Source organism: Croceitalea vernalis, assembly GCF_031846405.1.
In the GTDB taxonomy this organism is placed as follows: Bacteria; Bacteroidota; Bacteroidia; order Flavobacteriales; family Flavobacteriaceae; genus Croceitalea; species Croceitalea vernalis.
Window position 1 is genome coordinate 1 of the sequence record NZ_JAVRHU010000003.1, and the last position, 25,000, is coordinate 25,000.

General features: G+C 33.5%; 23 protein-coding genes and 1 pseudogene (1 of these 24 cut by a window edge). 11 read left to right on the top strand and 13 right to left on the bottom strand.

Translation table 11 applies throughout. From position 1 onward, the window contains the following. The 4 genes and pseudogenes from RM520_RS10390 to RM520_RS10405 all read right to left on the bottom strand — a co-directional run. Window positions 1-611, bottom strand: a pseudogene (locus RM520_RS10390) (SprB repeat-containing protein); the annotation flags it as partial. A 251-nt stretch (window positions 612-862) separates the two neighbouring features. Further along, on the bottom strand, window positions 863-2,725 hold the full coding sequence (yidC, locus tag RM520_RS10395; protein ID WP_311387993.1) for a membrane protein insertase YidC: 1,863 nt from the start codon (window positions 2,723-2,725) through the stop codon (window positions 863-865). Between the two features lie 63 nt (window positions 2,726-2,788). After that, window positions 2,789-4,429, bottom strand: coding sequence for a CTP synthase (pyrG, locus tag RM520_RS10400; protein WP_311387994.1), 1,641 nt, complete (start codon window positions 4,427-4,429; stop codon window positions 2,789-2,791). Window positions 4,430-4,487: 58 nt separating this feature from the next. Then, window positions 4,488-4,721, bottom strand: a complete 234-nt coding sequence (locus RM520_RS10405; protein ID WP_311385646.1) for a DUF3820 family protein — start codon at window positions 4,719-4,721, stop codon at window positions 4,488-4,490. A 44-nt stretch (window positions 4,722-4,765) separates the two neighbouring features. On the opposite strand from RM520_RS10405, the gene RM520_RS10410 reads away from it, so the two are divergent. Together RM520_RS10410 and RM520_RS10415 are read left to right on the top strand one after the other, a co-directional pair. Continuing rightward, on the top strand, window positions 4,766-5,629 hold the full coding sequence (locus tag RM520_RS10410) for a hydroxypyruvate isomerase family protein (protein ID WP_311387995.1): 864 nt from the start codon (window positions 4,766-4,768) through the stop codon (window positions 5,627-5,629). 17 nt (window positions 5,630-5,646) lie between these two features. Continuing rightward, complete coding sequence (locus tag RM520_RS10415) at window positions 5,647-5,883, top strand: DUF1059 domain-containing protein (RefSeq protein WP_311387996.1); 237 nt, start codon at window positions 5,647-5,649, stop codon at window positions 5,881-5,883. Between the two features lie 7 nt (window positions 5,884-5,890). On the opposite strand, the gene RM520_RS10420 is transcribed toward RM520_RS10415, so the two are convergent. Genes RM520_RS10420 through guaA form a run of 4 tightly spaced genes read right to left on the bottom strand, consistent with a single transcriptional unit; the run spans window position 5,891 to window position 10,501 of the window. Continuing rightward, window positions 5,891-6,430 (bottom strand): DUF922 domain-containing protein, encoded by a 540-nt coding sequence (locus RM520_RS10420; protein ID WP_311387997.1) that lies wholly within the window; start codon window positions 6,428-6,430, stop codon window positions 5,891-5,893. Beyond that, on the bottom strand, window positions 6,415-6,822 hold the full coding sequence (locus RM520_RS10425) for an OsmC family protein (protein WP_311387998.1): 408 nt from the start codon (window positions 6,820-6,822) through the stop codon (window positions 6,415-6,417). The genes RM520_RS10420 and RM520_RS10425 overlap by 16 nt, the downstream gene beginning before the upstream one ends. Next, window positions 6,819-8,969, bottom strand: a complete 2,151-nt coding sequence (locus RM520_RS10430) for a LysM peptidoglycan-binding domain-containing protein (RefSeq protein ID WP_311387999.1) — start codon at window positions 8,967-8,969, stop codon at window positions 6,819-6,821. Before RM520_RS10430 ends, RM520_RS10425 begins: the two co-directional genes overlap by 4 nt. After that, entirely contained in the window at window positions 8,969-10,501 is a 1,533-nt protein-coding gene (guaA, locus tag RM520_RS10435; RefSeq protein WP_311388000.1) for a glutamine-hydrolyzing GMP synthase, read from the bottom strand. The genes RM520_RS10430 and guaA overlap by 1 nt, the downstream gene beginning before the upstream one ends. Before the next feature lie 197 nt (window positions 10,502-10,698). Here guaA and pgmB point away from each other — a divergent pair, with 197 nt between their 5' ends. Together pgmB and RM520_RS10445 are read left to right on the top strand one after the other, a co-directional pair. Then, window positions 10,699-11,358, top strand: coding sequence for a beta-phosphoglucomutase (gene pgmB, locus RM520_RS10440; protein ID WP_311385653.1), 660 nt, complete (start codon window positions 10,699-10,701; stop codon window positions 11,356-11,358). A 194-nt stretch (window positions 11,359-11,552) separates the two neighbouring features. Then, window positions 11,553-12,098 (top strand): pyridoxamine 5'-phosphate oxidase family protein, encoded by a 546-nt coding sequence (locus tag RM520_RS10445; RefSeq protein ID WP_311388001.1) that lies wholly within the window; start codon window positions 11,553-11,555, stop codon window positions 12,096-12,098. Here RM520_RS10445 and bshC read toward each other — a convergent pair. Then, window positions 12,087-13,688, bottom strand: a complete 1,602-nt coding sequence (gene bshC, locus RM520_RS10450) for a bacillithiol biosynthesis cysteine-adding enzyme BshC (protein WP_311388002.1) — start codon at window positions 13,686-13,688, stop codon at window positions 12,087-12,089. The two genes, RM520_RS10445 and bshC, sit on opposite strands and share 12 nt — an antisense overlap. A gap of 121 nt (window positions 13,689-13,809) precedes the next feature. On the opposite strand from bshC, the gene RM520_RS10455 reads away from it, so the two are divergent. The 3 genes from RM520_RS10455 to RM520_RS10465 all read left to right on the top strand — a co-directional run bounded on the left by RM520_RS10455 (window position 13,810) and on the right by RM520_RS10465 (window position 18,064). Beyond that, window positions 13,810-16,278, top strand: coding sequence for a M14 family metallopeptidase (locus RM520_RS10455; protein WP_311388003.1), 2,469 nt, complete (start codon window positions 13,810-13,812; stop codon window positions 16,276-16,278). An 18-nt stretch (window positions 16,279-16,296) separates the two neighbouring features. Then, a complete protein-coding gene (gene gloA2 / locus RM520_RS10460; RefSeq protein WP_311388004.1) occupies window positions 16,297-16,680 on the top strand; it encodes an SMU1112c/YaeR family gloxylase I-like metalloprotein in 384 nt (127 codons plus the stop codon). Between the two features lie 79 nt (window positions 16,681-16,759). After that, complete coding sequence (locus tag RM520_RS10465; protein WP_311388005.1) at window positions 16,760-18,064, top strand: carboxypeptidase-like regulatory domain-containing protein; 1,305 nt, start codon at window positions 16,760-16,762, stop codon at window positions 18,062-18,064. Between the two features lie 44 nt (window positions 18,065-18,108). Here RM520_RS10465 and rocD read toward each other — a convergent pair whose 3' ends face one another. Further along, window positions 18,109-19,386 (bottom strand): ornithine--oxo-acid transaminase, encoded by a 1,278-nt coding sequence (gene rocD, locus RM520_RS10470; protein WP_311388006.1) that lies wholly within the window; start codon window positions 19,384-19,386, stop codon window positions 18,109-18,111. 224 nt (window positions 19,387-19,610) lie between these two features. On the opposite strand from rocD, the gene RM520_RS10475 reads away from it, so the two are divergent. Then, on the top strand, window positions 19,611-20,783 hold the full coding sequence (locus RM520_RS10475; protein WP_311388007.1) for a mechanosensitive ion channel: 1,173 nt from the start codon (window positions 19,611-19,613) through the stop codon (window positions 20,781-20,783). 68 nt (window positions 20,784-20,851) lie between these two features. Here RM520_RS10475 and RM520_RS10480 read toward each other — a convergent pair whose 3' ends face one another. Then, the gene (locus tag RM520_RS10480; RefSeq protein ID WP_311388008.1) at window positions 20,852-21,244 is read right to left on the bottom strand and encodes a DUF6768 family protein; all 393 of its coding nucleotides are present in this window, start codon (window positions 21,242-21,244) and stop codon (window positions 20,852-20,854) included. Between the two features lie 4 nt (window positions 21,245-21,248). Continuing rightward, window positions 21,249-21,791: an RNA polymerase sigma factor gene (locus tag RM520_RS10485; RefSeq protein ID WP_311388009.1), complete on the bottom strand. Its 543-nt coding sequence runs from the start codon at window positions 21,789-21,791 to the stop codon at window positions 21,249-21,251. Between the two features lie 106 nt (window positions 21,792-21,897). Here RM520_RS10485 and rlmD point away from each other — a divergent pair, with 106 nt between their 5' ends. From rlmD to RM520_RS10500, 3 genes are read left to right on the top strand one after another with little or no spacing between them, the layout of a single operon-like run. Next, window positions 21,898-23,313 carry a 23S rRNA (uracil(1939)-C(5))-methyltransferase RlmD gene (gene rlmD, locus RM520_RS10490; protein ID WP_311388010.1) on the top strand — a complete coding sequence of 472 codons (1,416 nt, stop codon included), beginning with the start codon at window positions 21,898-21,900 and terminating at the stop codon, window positions 23,311-23,313. A gap of 10 nt (window positions 23,314-23,323) precedes the next feature. After that, window positions 23,324-23,854 carry a DUF6452 family protein gene (locus RM520_RS10495; protein ID WP_311388011.1) on the top strand — a complete coding sequence of 177 codons (531 nt, stop codon included), beginning with the start codon at window positions 23,324-23,326 and terminating at the stop codon, window positions 23,852-23,854. Continuing rightward, complete coding sequence (locus RM520_RS10500; protein WP_311388012.1) at window positions 23,835-24,608, top strand: DUF6048 family protein; 774 nt, start codon at window positions 23,835-23,837, stop codon at window positions 24,606-24,608. The genes RM520_RS10495 and RM520_RS10500 overlap by 20 nt, the downstream gene beginning before the upstream one ends. A 16-nt stretch (window positions 24,609-24,624) precedes the next feature. Here the strand turns inward: RM520_RS10500 and RM520_RS10505 are convergent, their stop codons facing one another. Next, window positions 24,625-25,000: the end of a THUMP domain-containing class I SAM-dependent RNA methyltransferase gene (locus RM520_RS10505; protein WP_311388013.1), read on the bottom strand. It continues 782 nt past the right edge of the window; the window shows 376 of its 1,158 coding nt (coding positions 783-1,158); its start codon lies beyond the right edge, outside the window; the stop codon is at window positions 24,625-24,627.

Genomic DNA, 25,000 nt, shown 5'->3' on the forward strand with positions numbered 1-25,000 from the left:
GCCAACTGCCAATAATACTCCGCACCGCTGCATACCGTTACCTCTTCTTCAATGTCATCTCTTGAACAATCGTCGCACGCATCTGGAATACCATCACCATCAGTGTCAATCTTATCGTCACCGCCTTCACAGATATCTTCGCAATCTGAAACGCCGTCATGATCAGCATCAAAACCTTCATCAATTTCTCCATCACCGTCGTTATCAAAGCCATCACATATTTCCTCCGAAGGCTTACACTCAATTGTAACACTACATTCTGTTGAGTTCCCTTGACAATCCTTAACCACTACAGTTCTAACACCAACAGCTAAAGCTATAGCTGTCTTTGTAGTTTCTCCATTATCCCACATGTAGGTAAAAGGAGCGTCTCCCCCAGTTACCATTACTTCTGCAGACCCATTATTTAATCCAACAGTTGAAACATTAAATAAAAGATTGACCTCACAAGTAATACCTGTGAAATCCATGGTCAGGATTTCATCATTTAAATTTTCATAAATCCCGTAATTATTGGGGGTAATTGAATTTGCAGATGAAAAAATAGTTACTAAAAAAAGAGAAAATTGTACAAAATAAAAATTCAAAGATTTAAAAGTAATTTTAATCATAGTAAAAACGGATTATTCGTTATTACCAAGAACATGTGGCGTTCAGATTATAAGTAAGGGGCTTCTCAAAGCTTCTTAAGAGCTTAGTAAGATTCTGGCAAACTTCTTTCTTTTTTAAAAATAATTGTTAAAAATTCAATAATATATCGATAAAGTGTAGCATTTTACCTGCAACTCATCTTTAATTGACTTTTTTAAATAAAAAAAATTCCTCAAAAGAGGAATTTTATCAGTTTATGGTTTACTAATAATTATCTTTTTCCTGACTTTTTTTGTTCCTCAGCTTGTTCCATCATCTCACGCATCTTCTTTTGAAACTTATTCTCTTTTTTAGGCTTTTTCTTATTCTCTTGAATTTGAGCATGAATTTTATCCTCATTCAAAATATAATTTTTAATAGCCAACATGATAAAAATAGTAATGAGGTTAGATATGAAATAATACAAACTCAAACCACTCGCATAGTTGTTAAAGAACACCAACATCATTACCGGTGATAAATACATGATGAATTTCATATTAGGCATACCTGGTTGCTGTTGCATTTGCATACTTTGACCAGTTGTCATCATCATATAAAAGAAAATTGCAATAGATGCCAAGATCGGAAATAGACTTACATGGTCTCCATAAAATGGAATACTAAAAGGGAGATTAAAAATAGTGTCATAAGAACTCAAATCTTCTGCCCATAAAAATGATTTCTGTCTTAAGGCAAAAGAGGTTGGGAAAAACATAAACAACGAATAAAAAATAGGTAGCTGCAATAACGCGGGTATACAACCACTCATAGGGCTCACCCCTGCTTTATTATATAGCTTCATGGTCTCTTGTTGCTTTTTCATCGCATTGTCCTTTAACCTTTCATTGATTTCCGTTATCTCTGGTTTTAAAACTTTCATCTTTGCTTGCGATAAGTAAGATTTATAAGTAACTGGAGATAATGCCAAACGAACAATAATGGTCATCACCACAATAGCAATACCAAATGGTAAAAAAGAACTTAAAAACGTGTAAAAAGGTGTAAAAACAAATCTGTTAATCCAGCCAAAAATTCCCCAACCAAATGGAATCGATTCTACCAGGCCTAAATCTTTATAATCATCTAAAACCTGAATATCTGTTGGACCATAATACCAATGCATATTCTCAGATATTTCACCACCTTGAATGTCCAAGGTTGTTTTAGAGGTATATTCTTTGGTAAACTTTTCTTCTTTACTTTCTTCTTCAACTAAATTTTTAGAGGTTAAATCAGCAGATTTAAAATGTTCATCAGTTGCCAAAATAGAGCTAAAAAAGTGTTGCCGATATGATAACCATTTAATATCTTCTTCTGTTTCTTCGTCTAACTCACTACTCTCTGAAAGTTTACTGATTTTTTCACCGTCATGATTGTAAGTCAATCTTGTATATCGGTTTTCGTATTGTACACTTTTATTATGACGAATACCTTTTAACTTCCATTCCAAATCTATAGGTTTAGAAGAATTTAAAACTCCGTTTAAACCTTGAGAACGCATGGTAAAATCTACCAAATAGTCGTTAGGTTTCATCTCATAACGAAATTCTAGATATTGGTTAGCAGATACCTTAGCCTTCAACGACAAGACTTGATTTTCTCCACTTTTAGACAATGTTGGTTCAAAGTATAAATCTCTTGAGGACAACACTCGATTATCGCTAGTCGTAAAATTAATTCCAAAATCTGCATTACCGTCTTTTACTAGGTAAACTGGAATTGAATCATAGGTAACAAATTTTTGCATTTTGGCAGTAACAATTTGCCCTCCTTTATTAGCCACTTCTAGAGAAACTAATTCATTTTCAAGCATTGTAGTACCATCTACAGTATTTGTAAAACCAAATGCACCAACTGTACTTTTATAATTGGCAACTGCAGTTGAATCTTGAACATCTAAAACTGGGGTCTCAATAACCATTTCTTCTTTAACCTCTTGAGCCTCATCGTCTACTTCAACCTGTTTTTGTTCCGCTTTTTGAGCTTCTAATTCTTCTGGGGTTGGTTGTTTTAAATACATCCAACCTAATAAAATTCCAAAAATTAGTACAAAGCCTATGATGGATTTGACATCCAGTTTCTTTTCTTCCATGAAAATTATTTAGTAATCTATAACTGCGTTACTAGCTCGCAAATATATATCCAAATGTGCAGTTTATGCCAAACTGGCATTAGTTTGTTGAAGTTTTTGCTCTAAAACCGCCTTAACAAAGCCAACAAATAATGGATGTGGATTTGCTACAGTGCTTTTATATTCAGGATGATATTGTACGCCAACGAACCAAGGATGCGACGGTAACTCTACAATTTCAACTAGATTAGTCTTTTGGTTTATTCCTGATGAAACAAGACCAGCTTTCTCCAAAACTTCTTTGTACGCATTGTTATACTCAAATCGATGGCGGTGCCTTTCAGATATTTCTGTAGCTCCTCCATATATACTTTGAGCTAAACTTCCTGATTTTAATTCACAAGCCCACGCTCCCAATCGCATTGTACCACCTTTATTAGTGATATTTTTTTGTTCTTCCATAAGGTTAATAACTGGGTCTGGAGTATTTTCATCCATCTCAGTAGAATTAGCTTTTTCTAGATTTAGAACATTTCGTGAATATTCAATAACAGCCATTTGCATACCTAAACAAATACCTAAAAATGGAATGTTATTTTCACGAGCATATTGTACAGCTAAAATTTTACCCTCGATACCTCGTTCACCAAAACCAGGAGCCACCAATACTCCATCTAACCTTTCCATTTTTTGGGCAACATCTTCTTTTGTAGATAGATATTCAGAATGAATTGATTCTACTTTAATAGCGACTTCATTAGCAGCACCTGCATGAATAAAGGATTCTAATATGGATTTATAGGAATCTTGCAATTCTACATATTTTCCTATAAGGCCTATGGTTACTTCGCTTTTTGGGTTCTTATGTTTTTGTAAAAATTGTTTCCAATTGGTTAAATCAGGCTCCGTAACATCCGGTAATTCTAATTTCTTTAAAGTAACCGTATCCAAACCTTCTTCTTGCATTAAAAGCGGAACATCATAAATTGTAGATGCATCAATAGATTGAACAACTGCTTCTTTTTTAACGTTACAAAAGAGTGCTAATTTTTCCTTTTTCTCTTCTGAAATCTCATGCTCAGTTCTACAAACTAATATATCTGCTTTGATACCGCTTTCCATTAAGGTTTTAACAGAATGTTGAGTTGGTTTGGTTTTTAACTCACCGGCAGCTGCTAAATAAGGCACCAAGGTCAAGTGAATAACAATGCCGTTATTATCCCCTAATTCCCATAGTAATTGGCGCACTGCTTCAATATATGGCAACGATTCTATATCACCTACCGTCCCACCAATTTCAGTTATTACGATATCATATTCACCGCTTTTACCTAAGAGCTGAATACGTTCTTTGATTTCGTTAGTGATATGAGGAACCACTTGAACAGTTTTACCTAAAAATTCACCCCTACGTTCTTTCTCAATCACACTTTGATAAATTCTTCCAGTGGTAACATTATTAGCTTGTGAGGTATTTGAATTTAAAAAGCGCTCATAATGTCCTAAATCTAAATCTGTTTCAGCACCATCATCAGTAACATAACATTCACCATGTTCATAAGGATTTAATGTACCAGGGTCTACATTAATATATGGATCTAATTTTTGAATTGTGGTTTTATAACCCCTAGCCTGTAGTAATTTAGCCAAAGATGCGGCAATAATACCTTTACCTAATGAAGATGTTACGCCGCCCGTAACAAAAATGTACTTAGTTTGTGACATGATTGTATCTGTTGTTACGGGGCGTAAAGGTACTAATTATCACAAGAAAATTGAGCTCTTATTTTGGAAATTCTTTTCGAAGTTTTCTAATTATGGGCTCTAATCCATTAGATTTTATGTCTAAAGTAGTTTCTAAATACTCACCTAACTTCCCATTAGGAAAACCTTTTTGTTTAAACCAAACTAAATAAGCAATGGGCAAATCAACCAAGTACCAATCTTTATGTTTACCAAAAGGCATTCTATAATGAGCCATCTCTATCAACTTTCGTTTATCAGGTTTGATTTCCATTTAGTTTTCTAAAGTATTATCTTTCTTGAAGTTAAAATATAATTATGCAACGAAGAAATTTTATTGCCACTGCTGCAATTGGAACAGCTGGTTTAGCAGCTTCAAAAGTAACGGCCAATATTGATGGAAACAATAAAGATTTTGAATTAAAGAACAATATCAGTCATAGCGTTTGCAGATGGTGTTTTGACGATATCCCCTGGGATGATTTTCTAGCAACCTTAAACAAATTAGGAATAAAAGCATTAGATCTTACTGGTCCAGAAGATTGGCCACTGATGAAAAAGTATGGAATACATGCATCAATGTGTTGGGGTGCTGAAATAAGCCTTGTAGAAGGGTGGAACGACCCTAAAAATCATGAGGTTTTAATTAAGAATTATACGGAAATGATTCCTAAGGTAGCCGATGCGGGTTATACTAACCTTATTTGTTTTAGCGGTAACAGAAATGGTATGAATGATTATGTTGGCCTTGAAAATTGTGTTGCTGGTCTTTCCAAAATAATGCCTTTCGCTGAAAAACATAACGTAGTTATTCAAATGGAACTTTTCAACCAAGTTAACCACCCTGATTACATGTGTGATAGCAGCTTATGGGGTGTTGAACTATGCCGACGTTTGGGCAGCGACAATTTTAAATTGCTCTTTGATATTTACCACATGCAAATTCAAGAAGGTGACATTATCAGAACTATAAAAAAATATCACCAATACTTCGGTCATTATCATACTGCTGGAGTACCCGGTCGAAATGAAATTGACGAAACTCAAGAATTGTATTACCCTGCAATAATGAAAGCTATAATTGATACAGGATATGAAGGTTATGTGGCACAAGAATTTATCGCAACTTGGGATGATAAAATAGAAGCGCTAAAAGATGCTTTTCTAAGGTGTGATGTTTAACATAAACTGAACAAATTATGAAAACGATGACTTGTCTGGAACTAGGCGGTGCATGCAATCTAAAATTTACAGGTGAAACTTTCGAAGAAATTGCTGAACTAAGCAAAAAACATGGCATGGAAATGTTTCAAAAAAAAGATGAGGCCCATCTTACCGCCATGAATAAAATGAGAGCTCTAATGGAATCACCCCAAGCGATGCAAGATTGGTTTGAGAAAAAACGTGAAATTTTTAAAAATTTAAAAGAAGAATAATCCTGTCTTATTCTTCAATCTTAGATAAGGCTTCTGAAATTCTGGCATTCCACTCTAATTGTGCTTTGGTATTTCTAGAGAAGTTAGTCTCCCAATCGTATTTATCTTGAAAATCAGAAAGCTCTTTTAATATTTCCTTGTAAATTTTTCTCACTTCTACTTTTACGTTCTCTGTGAAAGAAGTTCGACTCAATATCAAACGCATTTTTCGTGCGTAAAGTTCAGAAATATCAAAATGCAATTGTTCATGACTTAAAACTAAATCATCACAAACATCGGGTTTATACCAAGACTCATTTGGATAAAAATAGGCGTTCACCGAATAGTCTAGTTCCACCTCATGATGTAATAAATTGGCGGAGTATTTATAACTAATTCCACTTGCTGTTGTTGCCGCTGGAACCGCATCTGGCGGAATAGTTCCTTTAAAATCATTCCATGACAAACGAAAATCTGAACTCCAAAGCATAGATTCTTCAATCTCTTGTGAGTTACAATGGAGACCTATACAAAATAGAATACTTATAAAAATTAACTTTTTGTCCAATTGAAAGTAATTACTTTTTCTATATCTGGGTGCAAACTAAAATGAATAGGACAGTTGTGCCCGGTACGTTCCAGGATTATTCTGTTTTTCTCATTTACGTTTGATGGTAATTCTAAATGAACTTCAATCTTAGAAATCCTTCTTGGGTTTGAAGCCATATGCTTTGTTACGGCTGCTGTCGAGCCTGTTAAATCAACATCTAAGTCATTAGCCTTTATACCCATCACCGTAATCATACAGCTTGCCAGTCCAGTTGCAACGGTATCGGTTGGTGAAAAAGCCTGACCTAAACCATGATTATCTATGGGAGCATCAGTAATAATTTCGTTGCCGGAGCGTAAATGAACACATGTTGTTCTTAACTCACCAGTATAAGTCACCTTTGAAGTCATTCAGTATCAATTTGTTTTATTCTTAATTCATCATATTGTAGCAAATATGCAGCCTGATTAAAATAACCAGAGGTCCAATTATTTTTATAATCAAATCCATAACCACTATATTCTGTTCTTCCAATAAGCCCTTCCGTTTCAAATAGATTTTTTTTGTAAGCCAATTTTAACAATAAATCAAAAGTTAAATCAAAACCGCGAATAGCGAAACGGTCTGGAGCATGTCCAAATTTACGTCTGTAGTCTTTTGTAAAATTATCATTGACTTCTTCCCTATATGATGAAGGGAACAAAAATTGTAAATTAGACAAATGAGGTCTTGAAACAGATTCACCTTCAAAAGCGCTGTTATAATCTGTCGTAAACATTCTCACCTTAATATCACCACCTTCTTCAACAGGCCCAATAGAAGCATTTAATATAGAGCTTACACTTGTGACTAAATTTGGTTTATTGGTTTCTACAAAAACCCAATTTTCTTCTTGCTCTGAGAGCATTGTTTGAAAATCAACTAAATGTAATGATCCATCTTCACTCATTTTGGCAACTCTTGCCATTGGAAACCTGTTCAAAATAGAATCTTTGGCAACTTGATGATTTTCATCAGCAATCACAATTAAACTTTCGGTAGTTCTTTTCTTCTCTATATAATTCAAAACACCTTGCCTCATCGTTTGGTCATTTGGCATAGTAAAGAATACGTTATTTAAACTTATTGTGCTATTAGACGCAAAAGGCGCAATGACTGGTATATCATGATTAGATGCTTGCGCAGCAACCTCACCTAATAAACTTGGATCTATAGGTCCAATTATGGCGTCGACATCAATCAACGAAGTTTGTGAAAGTTTCATTTTAAGTGTTTCCAAACTACGTTCCGTATCATGAACAACAACATCAACTGATAAACCCAATTTTTTAATAGAATCTAAAGCAACTAAAGCGCCAGTGTAAAGACCTGCAGCATATTTAACACCGCTTAATCTATTAATTTGCGCCTCTGTTCTTTCCGTATTATTAAAATCTATTCGATTTAATCTAAATGGTAACAAAAAGACCACTTTAGGCATTAAATCAACGTTGACACTATCTACTAGATTTATTTTATCTAGGACTAAAGAATTCTTAACCTCTAGAACTTCCTTTTTGTTTTTAGGAAGTTTTAATACCATTCCAGCTTTAAGACCATTTTCAAGTTCAGGGTTTAAAGCAAATAGGGAATCTCTTGCGATTTTTAAGTTTTGTGTTAACCTAAAAATATTTTGCTTGGGTTTTACCTGATAAAAAATATAATTCTCCGTATTAACGATTTCATTCTGCGGTTTGCGTTTAGGCAAACGAAGGGTCATCCCTTCTTTTAAACCACCTATTTCATTAATTTCTGGATTTAGCTTAATTACTGAATCTACTGGAATACCATAATTTTGACTTATTCTAAAAATACCCATTGCCTTAGGTACTGTATAAGATTCAAAAAGAACTACTTGTTGTTCTTCAAGGCTGTCTCCTTTAGGTCTAGGTAGTGTAAGCTCTTGACCAACAGCAAGGTAACTTGTATTTTTAGGTAAATCAGGATTAAAAATCAAAAGGCTGTCAATGGTTATGCCATATTTGTTGGCAATACTCCATCGAGTTTCTTTTGGCATTACAGTGTAAGTTTCAAACTCAATATCTTTTTCTTCTTCTTCGATTATCTCAGGATATTTTGGAATTTTTAAAACCATCCCCTTTTTTAATTGCTGAGAATATAAGGCAGAATTATAGCGCTTAATCTCTTCTTCACTAACCTCATATTTTTGGGTTAGGCCGAACATAGTTTCTTTTTTCTTGACTTTATGACGCTGAAAACCTATAGGTTCAATTTGCTCTTCTAGCGTAGTCTTTTCCTGCTTTGGTTTCTCTTCTTGGGTAATAATACCACCTATTGGAATTACTAAAATTGTATTCGGCGATATCTCATTTGAATTCTTGATTTCCGTATTTTGCTGTAAAATAGCATAAGGAGTAACTCGATATTGTTTGGCAATACTATATAAAGTTTCGCCTTCTTTAACCTTATGGGTTGCATACTTTGTTTGACCAAAAGTCAAAAAAGAAAACAAAAAAAGTAGTAACCCTAAATAGGTTTTCTTAGTGTAATTTTTCATTATTCCCATTCTATTGTTGCAGGGGGTTTAGAACTAATATCGTATACTACTCTGTTAACTCCCTTTACTTTATTAATGATATCATTAGATACCTTTTGTAAAAACTCATAGGGTAAATTTACCCAATCTGCTGTCATCCCGTCTGTACTTTCAACAGCTCTTAAGGCAACGCATTTCTCATAAGTTCGTTCATCACCCATGACCCCTACACTATTTACGGGTAAAAGCATCGCTCCGGCCTGCCAAACCTTGTCATATAGGCCGCTTTTTTTCAAACCATCAATAAAAATAGCATCTACCTCTTGTAATATAGACACTTTTTCTGCGGTTATGTCACCTAATATTCGAATTGCAAGCCCAGGCCCGGGGAAAGGGTGTCTTCCTAAAATGGAAGCATCCATACCCATACTTTTACCTACTCTTCTTACCTCATCTTTAAACAACATTTTTAAAGGCTCAACTATTTTTAACTTCATATAATCTGGCAATCCACCTACATTATGATGACTTTTTATAGTTGCTGATGGTCCTCCAGTTGCTGAAACAGATTCAATCACATCAGGATATATTGTACCCTGCGCTAACCAAGTGGCGTTTTCTACTAATTGAGATTCATCATCAAAAACCTCAATAAAAACCCTACCAATTGCTTTTCTCTTTTTTTCTGGGTCAGACTCTCCTGCTAGAGCATCCAAAAAACGTGCCGAAGCATCTACACCCTTAACATTGAGCCCCATGCCCTTATATTGTTCTAATACGCTAGAAAACTCATTCTTACGCAGAAGACCATTATTTACAAAAATGCAATGAAGCTGACTACCAATTGCTTTATGCAACAACATGGCAGCTACACTAGAATCTACTCCACCTGAAAGGCCTAAAATCACCCTTTCGTCACCAATCTGTTCTTTTAAACTTGCTACTGTGGTATCAACAAAAGCATCCGGAGTCCAATCTTGTTCTAAACCTGCTATTTTAACTAAAAAGTTTTCGAGCACCGTTTTACCGTCAGTAGAGTGATATACTTCTGGATGAAATTGAATACCATATGTTTCTTCTCCGTTAAATTTAAAAGCAGCATTTTCTACATCATGTGTACTAGCTAAAAGAGTAGTATTTTCTGGAAGTTTTTTAATCGTATCCGCATGACTCATCCATACCTGGCTATTGGTATTTACATTAGTTAAAAAAGTAGTTGCCGAAACTACATGCGACAAATTAGCTCTACCATATTCTCTAGTATTAGATTTTTCAACGCTACCGCCATTGAAATGAGCTAAATATTGTGCTCCATAACAAATACCTAATAATGGCTTCTTACCTTTTATCTCGGATAAATCTGGGTGCGGAGCATCTTCGGTTCTAACGGAATGAGGTGAACCAGATAGAATTACCGCCTTATAAGCAGATACATCTTTTGGAGGGTTATTAAAGGGCTTTATTTCGGAGTATATATTCAGCTCTCGAACTCTTCTGGCAATGAGTTGAGTGTATTGCGAGCCGAAGTCTAGAATTAGAACTTTGTTTTGCATGGGCAAAAATAGCAATTTGATGCAGTTGCAAAACTAACTTTGAATGAATATTTATAACATCTTATCGAAAAGTTTTAAAGACAATTAAATTCATGCGTTCAAATAAAAAGATTTGCACTAACCTTGTTGAACTATTTCTACAGATTAATAAATAAATTTGTTAGCTAGATTTTTAGTTACTTAAACCAATTGAATAAATGATTAAAGGATTTATTTTTGATTTAGATGGTGTTATCACCGATACAGCAGAACTTCATTTCTTGGCTTGGAAAAAACTAGCGGATGAGATGAGCTGGTTATTTAATAGAGAAGTAAACGAAAAATTACGTGGTGTGTCTAGAATGGACTCAATAAACATTATAAGAGAACATAATAATGCTACTGTAGATGAACATAAACTGCTAGAATTAGCGGCTATGAAAAATGATATTTACGTCGCTAGTCTTGACACTATGACTGAGGATGATTACTTACCTGGAGCAAGAGAACTGTTAACACATTTAAGACAAGAAGGTTTTTTAGTTGCCTTAGGAAGTGCTAGTAAGAACTCTACTAAGGTTCTAAAACAACTGGATGCCACCAAATATTTTGATGTTATTGGTGATGGCAATAGTGTTTCGAAAAGTAAGCCAGCTCCAGATATTTTCTTATTTGGTGCGGATAAACTAGGCCTTAAACCAGAGGAATGCATTGTTTATGAAGATGCAGAAGCAGGTGTGGATGCAGCTAATACAGGTGGTTTTTATTCCGTGGGAATAGGACCTGAGGAACGAGTTGGTTATGCTGATTTGAGATTCGATAGCATGAAAGAAGCCACCCTATTTGCGGTGAAGAACCATTTTGAGGAGTTGTTTTAAGCTAAAAAAAACAAAAGCCCCGGGAACCACTCCGGGGCTTTAAAAGTAAAATCAAAACCAACCTAAACACATGAATTAACTAATTCATAATTTTAAAAGGTCAAAAAACCTTTTCATAACAATTTGTACTTAAAACAACTCACAAATTAAAAACCCTACCTAATTTTTCATTTATTTTGAAAAAAATATAAATAATGTTCAATTCTTTTTTACAAGAAATAGAATCAGAGCTTAAAAAAGGTTGTTCAGAATTTGGTCACCCCTTTAAAACACTGACCTTAGCTACACTTGATAAGAATCAATTACCACAGCAACGTATCGTCGTACTAAGAAAAATTAATTCAGAATTAAAATTGACTTTTTTTACCGATTTACGTTCTAAAAAAGTGACACAGATTAAGAACAATGAACAAGTCAGTGCTCACTTTTACCACATGGAGAAAAAATTACAATTGGTTTTTAGGGCTACAGCCCAGTTAGAGCAAGATGAAGAAAGCGTTCAAAATCTTTGGCAGCAAGTTAGAATCAGAAATCAAAAAGATTATACCACCAACTTGGCCCCAGGTTCCATTATTCAACAACCAGATAATATTGAATACTTAAACCAACAAAACTATTTTGGGGTTGTTCATTTAATACCTCAAAAGATAGAATACTTAAAATTGAACCAACCTCAGCACTTGAGAATTTTATTTAAGAAAAAAGAAAGCTATTGGAATGGTCAATTCTTAGTCCCTTAAAATTAAAAACTCGTTAATTAATGGATTAAGTGCTTCTTTTAATGACGGAATCAGTGATTGCCCATATTCTAAGTACAATTCTGAAAAATTAAGCTGGCGTTCTTGCAAGGAATGATTAGGAAATAACTCATTCTGAATTGCAGTCATTCTAGTAACTTGATCTTTTAATTTTCTTTTTTGAGCTTTCAAAAGTCTTTTTTCTAAAGCATCGAGTCCTTTTTTCTGTTTCAATTCCTGAGCTTTAACCGCACCTAAAAAAGATTTGTCGGTTTGTTCAGCCAGTTCGTACATGTTGTTGAACTGCTCCTCCAACAGTTTTTTCTGGGGTGAAAAATCTATATCAATATTTGATATTGCTCTAATCTTTTTATTAATAAGCGTAGTTTGCTTTAAAAATAGATTCTCAATTTCAAGTTCGAGTTTCTGAATTTTTGCTGCTTGTTTGTCTGAAATTATCAATGCCGAATTTCGCAGTAATAACATTGGAAAGGTTATGTTAAGCTCTTGAAAGTAATCTTTGAGTTCTAGCCAATACGCCAACTCTCCTCCTCCTCCAATATAGCATAGGTTTGGCATGATAACTTCCTGATATAATGGTCGAGCTATTACATTGGGTGAAAACCTTTCAGGATAGCTTTCGAGCTCATTTATGAGTTCTTCTTTAGTAAACCTAATGTCAGTATCGTTAATCAAATAACTCCCATTGTTTTCAACAATTCGCTCACGAAGATTTTCTTTTAGATAAAAATAATTGATTTCTCTTGGGTTTACTTGGATTTTATAATCCTCAGATACAATTGATAAAAACTTGTTTGTTGCTGTTACCTTGTTGTAAGGAATTTGTTCAAAAATATCTTTTTTAACAAAAGGAATTAAAAGACGCTTTAGATTCTTATCATCTCCATCAACAATTACTAAGCCTTGATCACCAAAAAATTCATTGGCCAAAAACCTAGTAGCATCTGCCAAATTCATTTGTTCTAAGTAGGCCTGCTTAAAAACTTTCTTTAAATCTTGGGCGTTTGAGGCATCACCAAACTGTGCAGAAATAACATCATAAACCTCTTTTAATCCTTCCGTTTTCAATCTACCAACAGCTCCTTTGGTGTTAATGTTCCATTGTACTTTCTTTCCATTAAAATTAAAATAATTAATCTCATCAAAATCATGATCCTCTGTTGCCATCCAGTATACGGGAACAAAATTATAACTAGGATATTCGGTTTTCAATCGTTCCGTAAGATTTATTGTAGAAATAATCTTAAATAAAAAATAGAGTGGACCTGTAAATAAATTTAGCTGATGCCCAGTTACAACAGTAAAAGTGTTCCCTTGTGACAAAAGATTCAAATTATTTTCTGTTAGGTCAGAAATTTGAAAGTCATCATATTGGTTTTTTAGAGAATTAACCAAAACTGTTCGGCTTCTTAAATCGTAGGTTTTACTTTTTTCTTTAAGCTGGTTGTCAAAATTATCAATGGCCGGATAACGATTGAAAAAAGGCTTTAATTCCTCTTTTTCATCTAAATAATCACAAATAAGTTTTGAAAAATATCCGGTTTTCCGAAAAGGTATACTGTCTACTTGCATCAAAAATCAAAAATGTGCATAAAGATAAGCTACTTAGCGATTACCCTTCCTAAAAATTCGTTAATTACATAAACACAAAATTTATCATTAGCTTTATGTTTACCAAGAAACCAAACTACATATGACTCGATTTTTACTTTTAATTGTATTTTTTATTTCTGTTATTTTAACAGCGCAAGACATTCAATCCCCATCTGAATTTCACGGGTACGAATTAGGAACACAGTTCACAAGACATTACGAAGTTGTAGATTATTATGAGTATCTAGCTGAGACGGACAAGGCTCGAGTTAAACTCATCGAGTATGGTCAAACAAATGAAAGAAGACCTCTTTTATTAGCATTCATTTCCTCTGCTGAAAATATGCGAAATCTAGATGCGATTCGTGAAGAACATTTAAAAGCAACAAAAGGTGAAGGAAACCCTGATAAATCAATTGTATGGTTAAGCTACAACGTTCATGGCAATGAAAGTGTAAGCACCGAAGCATCAATGCAAACCATTTACGAATTATTAACCATTAAAAGTGATTATTTAGAAAACACAATAATTATAATAGACCCATGTATTAACCCTGATGGTCGAGATAGATATAGCAATTGGTACAATCAATACAAAAACACACCAAATCAAGTTGATCCAAATAGTAAAGAACACAATGAAGGTTGGTGGAGTGGTCGTAGCAATCATTATATGTTCGATTTAAATAGAGATTGGGCTTGGTTAACTCAGGTTGAAAGTCAACACAGACTAAAAGTTTATAACAAGTGGTTACCTCACATACATGTCGATTTTCATGAACAAGGCATGAACGATCCTTATTATTTTGCTCCAGCAGCTCAACCTTATCATGAAGTCATTACTGATTTTCAGGTTGATTTTCAAAAAACTATAGGAAAAAACCACGCTAAATATTTTGATGCTAATGGTTGGTTTTATTTCACCAAGGAGCGTTTTGACTTGTTTTACCCCAGCTATGGCGACACTTATCCTACGTATAATGGAGCAATCGGCATGACTTATGAGCAAGGTGGTAGCGGAAGAGCTGGCTTAGGTGTAATAACAAGAATTGGCGACACATTAACTCTTAAAGATAGAATTGATCATCATCATACCACTGGACTTTCTACCATTGAAGTGGCAACAAATAATATAGAAAAGCTTAACTCTGAATTTAAGAAGTTTTACCAAAATAAGAGTTTTAAATATAAGAGCTATGTTCTTAATGGCAACGCAGATAATTTAATGGCCTTGGGAAAACTTCTTAAAAAACATGAAATTCATTTTGGAATGGCTGCTAAGGGAACGGTAAAAGGATTTAATTATCAAACTGGCAAACCTGGAGTTTTAAAAGTAGATGAAAATTCAATGGTGGTTTCCACAAATCAAACTAAAGGAACCATGGTAAAGGTATTATTTGAGCCTAATGCTAAATTAAGTGATTCTTTAACTTATGATATTACGGCTTGGTCCTTGCCATATGCATATGGCTTGAATGCTCTAGCATCAGAAAACGAAGTTTCTATTACTGCAAAAGTAAATGAAAATAACTCTTTTTTTGAAGGTGATACTTCAGGACCATTTAGTAATAATGATTATGCCTATGTTACTGATTGGAATAGTATGAAGGATGCTAGGTTTTTAACTGATTTACTTCAAAATAATGTTACTGTTAAAACGACTTATTCTCCATTCACATTAGAGGGGAAAAAATTTAAAAGAGGTAGTCTTATTATTACCAGAGCGGATAATAAAAAAATAAAGGCATTTACCGACACTTTAAAGAAAATAGCACAAGAACATGGAAAGTCTTTAAATACTGTAAGTACGGGTTTTGTAGATTCTGGAAAAGATTTTGGCTCTTCTTATATCCAAAAAATCAAGCAACCTAAAGTTGCCATCCTCTCTGGTGGTCCGACTTCAACTTTACGTTTTGGGGAAGTTTGGCACTACTTTGAGCAGCAACTAAAATATCCTATATCCATTCTAGATGTAGCCTATATTGATAATGTCGATTTGGATAATTATGATATTTTTATTTTACCTGATGGTAGATATTCAAGTTATTTTACCAAGGAAAAATTGAAAAATTTGAAAACTTGGGTACGCGGTGGAGGAAAATTAATAGCTATTGGAGGTTCCATTAAAGGAATTGATGGTGAAAATGGTTTTGGCATTAAAGCAAAGGACTTAGAAAAAGTTGCTAAGGATGAGGTTCCTATGCCCTATGAAAATACTCAGCGTGAAAGAATGAAGAATGCCATCACAGGGGCAATTTTTAAAGCAAAAGTAGATATTACTAATCCCTTAGCTTATGGTTATAATTCCGAATACTTTTCCTTGAAATTGGGTAACGATGCATTCCAATATTTAAATAGTGGTAACGCCGTGTATTTAGAAGATAATACCAAACCGGTTTCAGGTTTTGCTGGTAGTGAGGCACAGAAAAAAATAAAGCAAACATTAGTTTTTGGGATAGAAGAACATGGAAGAGGGCAAGTTATTTATTTGGTAGACAATCCATTATTTCGTGGGTTTTGGGAAAATGGAAAACTATTCTTTGCCAATGCGTTATTTATGGTGAACTAACAAACAGCAAATATTAAGATGCTCAAAGGAATTCATCATATCGCCATAATCTGTTCTAATTATGAGCTTTCAAAGCAATTTTATACAAATATTCTTGGATTAAAAATAATCAATGAAACTTATAGAGAACAGCGAGACTCGTACAAATTAGATTTGGCCCTAAATGAAGAATACGTTATAGAACTATTCTCATTCCCAAATCCTCCAAAAAGAACTTCAAGACCTGAAGGCTGTGGTCTTCGACACTTGGCCTTTAAAGTTGAAAATATTGAACGTGTAATTCAAAACTTAAATTCAAATAAAGTTGTAACTGAACCTATTCGAATTGATGAATTGACAAATAAAAAATTTACTTTCTTCAGTGACCCTGATGATTTGCCAATCGAGATTTATGAACTTTAGTCAAAATAGGGCTGATTTCTTGGTTTTTTAACATAGAAATACATGTATTTCATATAATTTTAAAAGAATTACTTGTTTTATGATGTTATCCAAGAAAAGAAATTTCGTATCAAAGTCAACTTTACTTATTTTTTTAACAGCGCTTATCGTTAGCTCCAATGTTTTTGCTTTTCAAGAAACTCAAAATAGTTTTAGGCAATACAAAGGAAAAGTAATTGAAAAGAATTCAAATAAACAATTGGTTTTTGCTACAGTAGCCTTAGAAGAAACCAATATTTCAACCATTTCAAATACAGAAGGTGAATTTTTGCTTAAAGTTCCTTCTGCAATTAAAGAGGGTATAGTTTCTTTTTCTTTCCTAGGCCATACGACAAAAAAGATTTCTTTAGGTGAACTCAATGCTGATAACAATAAAATAGAACTAGAAATTTCTGTAACCCAATTAGAAGAAGTTAACGTAAATGTTCCAAAAGATGCTGAGGCGTTAGTGCGTGAGGTGCTTAATAAAAAAGGTGAAAATTATTTCAATAATCAAACGTTAATGACCGCCTTTTATAGAGAAACCATTAAAAAGCGAAGACGTAATGTATCACTGTCTGAGGCGGTTGTTAATATTTATAAGTCATCTTATGCATCTAGTAAAAAAGATGCTGTTCAATTATTTAAGGCCAGAAAGAGTACTGATTATAGTAAATTAGATACCGTAGCATTAAAGTTACAAGGTGGACCATTTAATACACTATATGTAGATATTATTAAATACCCTGAATACATTTTTGTCGATGAAACTATAGATGAATATATTTTTAGCTTTGACCGGTCTACATTTATAAATGACCGTCAAATTTATATTATTGATTTCAAACAACTTCCGAGTATAAGAGAACCATTATACTACGGAAAACTATACATAGATGTAGAGAATAAAACTCTCAAGAGTGCTGTTTATCAATTGAATATCACAAACCGTGAACTAGCTTCAAGACTATTTGTTAGAAAAAAACCTGCAAACGTAGATGTTTGGCCCACGGAAATAGCATATCGAGTAGATTATAGAAATAAAAATGGCAAATGGTATTATGGTTATAGTAATGTTCTTTTAGAATTTAAAGTAGATTGGGATGATAAACTGTTCAACTCAGTTTATAGCATGACTGCGGAAATGGCCGTTACCGATTGGAAAACGAATAATGAAGGTGCAACCTTGAAGCCTAAAGAAAAAATAAAAAAATCAATCATCCTAAGTGATGAAGCTATTGGTTTTTCTGACCCCGATTTTTGGGGAGAATATAATATCATAGAACCTGAAAAATCAATTGAATCAGCTATCAGAAAAATTCAACGTCAACTTAAAAGAGATGATAAAAATGGAGCATCTAAATAAAAGAGAAAATTCTTAAAATGAAAAATCCCCTTTCGGGGATTTTTTTATGCTTCATATGCTAGAATAGTCCTTCGGATAATTGAAATACATTCTAGAAGTTGTTCCTCCGTCATAACCAATGGTGGAGCAAAACGGATGATATTGCCATGAGTAGGCTTTGCTAAAAGACCATTTTCTTTTAAAGCGACACATATGTTCCATGCCGTGGAGCTTTCTTCAGTATCGTTAATAACAATCGCATTTAAAAGCCCTTTACCACGAACCAAGCGAACCAATGAACTATCTTGAATAAGTTTATTCAATTCAGAACGAAACAATTCACCAAGTTTAAATGCATTTTCTGCAAGTTGCTCTTCTTTAACTACCTCTAGTGCGGCCATTGCTACAGCACAAGCCAATGGATTTCCTCCAAAAGTTGAGCCGTGATTACCTGGTTTAATTACTTCCATAATGTCGTCATTGGCCAGTACCGCTGAAACTGGGAAAACTCCGCCAGAAATAGCCTTACCCAAAATCAGTACATCAGGCTTTACATCTGGAACACCAGAACAATTTTTATCAGAACAAGAACAATTACCACAAGTCGCTAATAAACGACCAGTTCTTGCAATACCAGTTTGAACTTCATCAGCTATAAAAAGAACATTCTTTGATTTACATAAATCAAGTGCATCTTTAATATAATTTTCTTCTGGCACAAAAACACCAGCTTCACCTTGAATTGGCTCAACTAAAAATGCAGCTACATTTTCATCTTTTAAAGCCTCGTTCAAAGCGCTGATATCATTATAATTAATTGAAATAATACCAGGGGTAAAAGGACCAAAATTTTCAGTTGCAACCGGATCATTGGAGGCTGAAATAATTGAAATAGTTCGACCGTGAAAATTATTTTGACATACAATAATCTTTGCTTGATTAGCAGGAATTCCTTTTTTCTCATAACCCCATTTTCTAGCTAATTTTAAAGCGGTTTCCACAGCTTCAGCACCAGTATTCATTGGTAAAAGTTTATCAAAGCCAAAAAACTCTGTAGCATACTTTTCAAAGGCACCTAACAAATCATTATAAAATGCTCTAGATGTTAAGGTTAACTTCTCTGCTTGATTTTGAAGTGCAGAAATAATTTTTGGGTGGCAGTGTCCTTGATTCACTGCCGAATATGCTGAAAGAAAGTCATAATACTTTTTACCTTCAACATCCCATACATAAACGCCCTCACCTTTACTTAATACTACCGGTAAAGGGTGATAGTTATGTGCCCCGTACTTGTTTTCTAAATTTATCGCTTGTTGCGATGTTAATTGTTCTAAAACAGCCATTTTAAATAGTGTTTAAAATTTATAAAATAACCATTCCTGCGATACCTTTATCCTTTCGAAGAGTCGAAAATTCAGCGTGGGAGAGAAATCATCCCTAGTAGAGTTACAAAAATAAAAAATATTTCAAGACCCAAAGGTCTAGTTGTTTTTAAAAAATAGAATTGTGACTTAATCAAAAAAAAGGGTTCACAATAAAACACTAATCTTTTTTAAAAACTATAAAAATGGAATATTTAGAAAACATGATGAGCAGCATTACAGGCTCAGTGGGCGATTTTTTACCCGCAACAATTGGAGCAATACTAATTCTCGTAATTGGTTGGTTTGTAGCCGGAATTTTAAAAAGACTTACTACAAAATTAATAAAACGAACAGGGGTTGACGATAAAATGAAAAGCGATAAAATTACGCTCTCAAAGTTTATTGGAAAACTAATCTACTTTTTGGTAATGATATTTGTTTTTATGCTCGCTTTAGAAAAACTAGGCATGCAAAGTGTTTTAGATCCAGTTAAAAATTTACTTGATGGCTTCTTAGCATTTATACCAAATATTATTGGAGCTGGTTTAGTTGGCTATATTGGATATATGCTAGCAACGGTAGTTTCAGAGTTAGTTGGCATGTCCGGTGATACAATTCAAAAGTTTGTTCCGAAATTAGGTATGTCAGAAGGTTTTGATATTGTTGGTATTTTAAAGAAAGTTGTTTTTATTTTCATATTTATCCCTTTACTGATTTCGGCATTGAATATTTTAAACATGGATGCTATTTCAGTACCTGCAACTTCAATTCTAACTCAATTTTTTGATGCAATACCAAAAGTGCTTTTAGCTGCATTTATTCTTATCCTTTTTGTTTTAGGAGGGCGTTTCTTATCTCAAATGATAAAAGATATTTTAAGTAAAATGAACTTAAATGGTATAATGGCAAAAATGCACCTTGATAATATGATTGGCAATACCAACATCGCAAATGTGATTGCTAATATTGTCTATTTCTTCATCATTATTTTTGGACTATTAACAGCTATAGAAAAATTAGAATTTGCACAACTTACTGATGTTTTAAATACCATTACCAATTTATCTGGTAAAATTCTATTTGGTCTTGTTATTATCATGATAGGTAATTGGGTTTCAGTTTTAGCAAAAAATGGCTTTTCTAAAAATGAAAAAAATGGTTTTGTAGCTTCAATAATAAGAACAGCTATTCTAGCCATCTTTTTGGCCATGGGTCTTAAGACTATGGGCATGGCTGACGATATTATCAATTTAGCATTTGGTATAACCCTTGGCACTATTGCTATAACTGTTGCGCTTTCTTTTGGATTGGGTGGCAGACCGGCTGCTGGCAAACAGATGGAAAAAATATTGAACAAGTTTAATAACAAAAATTAATCTTGTATAACAATTTCCCCAAATTGATATTTACATTTTGTTTTGTTGTTACTGTGAAGACCCCAGCTTTAGTTGGGGTCTTTTTGTTTACCTGTTAAAACTGAAACCTGTAGTTCTAAACGTTTAAGTTCTCGTAGGATATCATTCTTATCCATTTGCATCCAAACATAAAGCTTAATAAAAGCCATAAATGACCAACATATAAATCCGGCAGCCGTCCACTTAATAAGCTCATTGGTTTCTGAAACACTGAAAAATTGAACCAAACAATAAACAAAAAGAACAAGAAATAAAAGGTTCATTACATTCATAAAAATTACAAGCCATCCAGTTTTACCACGGAAAGTTTCTCCAATCTTACCAAAGAGGTTCTGTTCTTCAAGTTCATCATAAAACTTGGCTTCTTCTTTACCAAGCGCTTCCTTTATTAGGTCATCTATTTTTTCTAAATCTTTACTCATACTCTTATTTTTTAATTAATAATTTCAATTTCTCCCTTGCCCTAAAAAGACGAGTCTTAACGGTATTAACAGTGACCCCAGTTATTTTACTGATATCTTTCATACTATATTCTTCTAAGTAAAATAATTGGAGTACTATTCGTTGTTCTAGGGGCAGGGCTTTTAAAGCGATTAATACAGAATTAATTTTATCTTCTTTTGAGACAGTTTCATAAATATCGCTACAACTGTCATCTAATTCTTGATGATATGAAAACTTGATATATTTCTTATTACTTTTTAAATAATCTAAAGCCTTTCTATTTGCTATGGTCATTACCCAACTTCCAAACTTGTTCGCATCTCTTAACATATGAATTTTACCTAATACAGTTCGCCAAGTATCCTGTGTAACATCTTGAGCTAAATCCCAATCGTTAGTATATCTAAAGGCCTGAACACATATCTTCTTATTCCAGCGTTTAAATAATAATGTTAAGGCCTTCTTATCACCTCTTTGAAAAGATAATACAAGTAATGAATCTAATATTTTAGTCGGATGAGCCATATATTCTATAATATAGACTAAATGATATCAAAAAGGTTCCCATCAATTAAAGAATTCCTTCTTCATTTTGGATTAGAAAACATTAAAAAACTACTTACTTTTGCGCATGCGAAAAAAGAATAAAAGGCAAATATTTGAGGAAATTGAAGTACTTGATGCAGGTGCAAAAGGGAAAACTATTGCCAAAGCGCCTGATGGTCGGGTAATATTCTTAACCAATACTGTACCTGGTGATGTTGTGGATATTCAAACCACAAAAAAACGTAAAGCTTATTTTGAAGGCATAGCTACAAATTTTCATAAACTTTCTGATAAAAGAACGGAACCTGTATGTGAGCATTTTGGTGTTTGTGGTGGGTGTAAATGGCAGCATATGTCATACGAGCATCAATTATTCTATAAACAACAAGAAGTAGAGAATAATCTTACCCGAATTGGTCATATTACATTCCCCAAACCTTTACCAATTTTAGGTTCTAAAGAACAGTACTTCTATCGCAATAAGATGGAATTTTCTTTCTCAGATAGTCGTTGGTTGACTTTAGATGAAATCAATTCAGATTTAGAAATTAAGGATAAAAATGCGCTTGGTTTTCATATTCCAGGAATGTGGGATAAAATTTTAGATGTTAAAAAATGTCATTTACAAGAAGAACCATCTAATACTATTAGACTGGAAGTTAAATCATTTGCTGAAGTAAATGGTATGCAATTTTTCAATCCTAGAAGAAAAGAAGGTTTACTTCGTACAATGATGATTAGGACATCATCTATTGGAGAAATAATGGTGGTTATTCAATTTTATGATAACGATTTTGAAAAAAGAGAATTATTATTAAATCACCTTCATAGTACTTTTCCTGAAATTACTTCCTTACAATATTTAATCAATCAAAAACAGAATGATAGTTTTTACGATCAGGAAATAATATGTCATTCAGGGAGAGATCATATTTTTGAAGCAATGGAAGGTCTTAAGTTTAAGATTAACGCAAAATCCTTTTATCAAACTAATTCTGTACAAGCCTATGAATTGTATAAAATAACAAGAGATTTTGCTAATCTTTCTGGTAAAGAGTTGGTATATGACTTATATACCGGCACGGGCACAATTGCTCAATTTATTGCAAAAAAAGCAAAAAAAGTTGTTGGTATTGAATCTGTGCCAGAAGCCATTGAAGATGCAAAAACAAATGCCGCTCATAATAAAATTAGAAATGTAGATTTTTTTGTAGGTGATATGAAAACTGTTTTTGACAATGATTTTGTTACCAAACATGGACAACCTGATTTAATTATTACAGACCCACCAAGAGATGGAATGCATAAATTAGTTGTTGAACAATTGTTAAAAGTGATGCCAGACAAAATAGTTTATGTAAGTTGCAATAGCGCTACACAAGCAAGAGATTTGGCCTTATTAAATGAAGAATATGAGGTTACAAAAACTCAAGCTGTAGACATGTTCCCGCAAACTCATCATGTTGAAAATGTTGTACTTTTAACCCGACGGTTTGCATAGCAAAAGAAGAATGAAAAAAATATTATCAGCCCTATCTATTATAACTGTTATACTTTACTTCAGCTCATGCGAAAAGGATGATATTTGTGTAGAAGGCGATACTCCGTTTTTAGTAATAGGGTTTTATGATGCGGATGATGAGGATACTACTGTTTTTAAAACAGTCTCATCACTAAGAATTAGAAGTATTGACAATGATAGTATTTATTCGTCTGATACTTTTTCTGACCGTTCGAGTGTTTCAGATTCTATCCTAATCCCCTTACGACTTGATAATACAACAACCCAATTCGAGTTTATAAGCAATTCTGCAACCGATGACGCTACAGAATTAGAAACCGGCATAATAGATACCTTATCTTTTAATTATGAAGTAGGTGAAGAATATGTTTCAAGAGCCTGTGGTTTTGTTGGGAATTTTAATGAATTAGATACTACAAGACAAGTTTTTAGTAGTGATTGGATTAAGAGAATAACGATTTTGGAATCAGATATTGATCTAGAAAAATCAAATACCATTCATGTTAAGATATTTCATTAGTATAATTTTTATTTTTATTGGTTGGTCATTAGGGCTTGCACAAGAAAGTAACAACTCAGAAGATGAGGTCAAAGATTCATTAGGCTATGACCAAAAATATGGTCTTAGAGTTGGAATAGATTTAAGCAGGCCAACACTTTCTTTTTTGATTGATGGTTATACTGGTTTTGAGATAGTAGGTGATTATCGACTAACTGAAGATTTATACCTCGCCGTAGAATTAGGAAATGAAGAGAAAACACAAAATGAAGACGTTGCACAGTCTATTTTATATGATTATACCACATCGGGAAGCTATATTAAATTAGGAGTTGACAAAAACACCTATCAGAATTGGTTTGGAATGAATAATCAAATTACCATTGGAGGTAGATATGCGTACAGTTCTTTTAGTCAAACCTTGAACAATTTTTCATATTTTGATAGCAATCGTTTTTTTAGTCCTGACGGTTTTGTGTTAGGAAGTAATGACCCAATTGAATTTAATAATTTAAATGCGTCTTGGCTTGAATTTGTATTAGGGTTAAAGGCCGAATTATTTTCTAATATATATGTTGGTATGAGCGTAAGACTTGCAAGGTTAGTTAGTAATAATGATCCAGATAATTTTAGAAATTTGTGGATTCCTGGTTTTAACAAAGTTACTGATGAGAGCAACTGGGGTATAGGATTTAATTATTCCTTGTCGTATTTTTTGCCGCTATATAAAAAAGCCAAGAAGAAAAAGAAAAAAGATTCTGAGTCACTAGATTAATTCTCAATTCTAGTCATCAATTAATATATTTTCCCTTCTTACTGCCTTCATAAAGCTCATACATCACTAATCTCGATTCCAACTTACCATTAAAAACTTTAATTTTTCTTGAAGGTCTTAGTCCAACATGTTTAAGCGCACCCAAATTAGATGTAATAAACCACGCTTTCGTTCCTGCATAGTCTTGCTTCAGGGTATCTCCAATTTTGCTGTAGAATTCATCTACATCAATATTTAAACGTTCGCCATATGGTGGATTAAAAACAATATGAAGTTCATTTTCGACTGGTTTTAGGGTTCTAAAAAAATCTTTTCTTTCAATTGAAATATATTCAACTAGGTTGGCGTTTTCGACATTTTCTTGTGCTTTTCTCACGGCGGAAGGTGCTTTG

Coding starts and splice junctions, on each gene's coding strand:
- gloA2 (WP_311388004.1), top strand. CDS start 16,297: ATGCTCAAAGGAATTCATCATATCGCCATAATCTGTTCTAATTATGAG.
- RM520_RS10445 (WP_311388001.1), top strand. CDS start 11,553: ATGTTCAATTCTTTTTTACAAGAAATAGAATCAGAGCTTAAAAAAGGT.
- RM520_RS10430 (WP_311387999.1), bottom strand. CDS start 8,969: ATGAAAAATTACACTAAGAAAACCTATTTAGGGTTACTACTTTTTTTG.
- RM520_RS10480 (WP_311388008.1), bottom strand. CDS start 21,244: ATGAGTAAAGATTTAGAAAAAATAGATGACCTAATAAAGGAAGCGCTT.
- rlmD (WP_311388010.1), top strand. CDS start 21,898: ATGCGAAAAAAGAATAAAAGGCAAATATTTGAGGAAATTGAAGTACTT.
- RM520_RS10465 (WP_311388005.1), top strand. CDS start 16,760: ATGATGTTATCCAAGAAAAGAAATTTCGTATCAAAGTCAACTTTACTT.
- RM520_RS10410 (WP_311387995.1), top strand. CDS start 4,766: ATGCAACGAAGAAATTTTATTGCCACTGCTGCAATTGGAACAGCTGGT.
- pyrG (WP_311387994.1), bottom strand. CDS start 4,429: ATGTCACAAACTAAGTACATTTTTGTTACGGGCGGCGTAACATCTTCA.
- RM520_RS10425 (WP_311387998.1), bottom strand. CDS start 6,822: ATGACTTCAAAGGTGACTTATACTGGTGAGTTAAGAACAACATGTGTT.
- RM520_RS10495 (WP_311388011.1), top strand. CDS start 23,324: ATGAAAAAAATATTATCAGCCCTATCTATTATAACTGTTATACTTTAC.
- yidC (WP_311387993.1), bottom strand. CDS start 2,725: ATGGAAGAAAAGAAACTGGATGTCAAATCCATCATAGGCTTTGTACTA.
- RM520_RS10415 (WP_311387996.1), top strand. CDS start 5,647: ATGAAAACGATGACTTGTCTGGAACTAGGCGGTGCATGCAATCTAAAA.
- RM520_RS10455 (WP_311388003.1), top strand. CDS start 13,810: ATGACTCGATTTTTACTTTTAATTGTATTTTTTATTTCTGTTATTTTA.
- pgmB (WP_311385653.1), top strand. CDS start 10,699: ATGATTAAAGGATTTATTTTTGATTTAGATGGTGTTATCACCGATACA.
- RM520_RS10500 (WP_311388012.1), top strand. CDS start 23,835: ATGTTAAGATATTTCATTAGTATAATTTTTATTTTTATTGGTTGGTCA.
- guaA (WP_311388000.1), bottom strand. CDS start 10,501: ATGCAAAACAAAGTTCTAATTCTAGACTTCGGCTCGCAATACACTCAA.
- bshC (WP_311388002.1), bottom strand. CDS start 13,688: ATGCAAGTAGACAGTATACCTTTTCGGAAAACCGGATATTTTTCAAAA.
- rocD (WP_311388006.1), bottom strand. CDS start 19,386: ATGGCTGTTTTAGAACAATTAACATCGCAACAAGCGATAAATTTAGAA.
- RM520_RS10485 (WP_311388009.1), bottom strand. CDS start 21,791: ATGGCTCATCCGACTAAAATATTAGATTCATTACTTGTATTATCTTTT.
- RM520_RS10405 (WP_311385646.1), bottom strand. CDS start 4,721: ATGGAAATCAAACCTGATAAACGAAAGTTGATAGAGATGGCTCATTAT.
- RM520_RS10475 (WP_311388007.1), top strand. CDS start 19,611: ATGGAATATTTAGAAAACATGATGAGCAGCATTACAGGCTCAGTGGGC.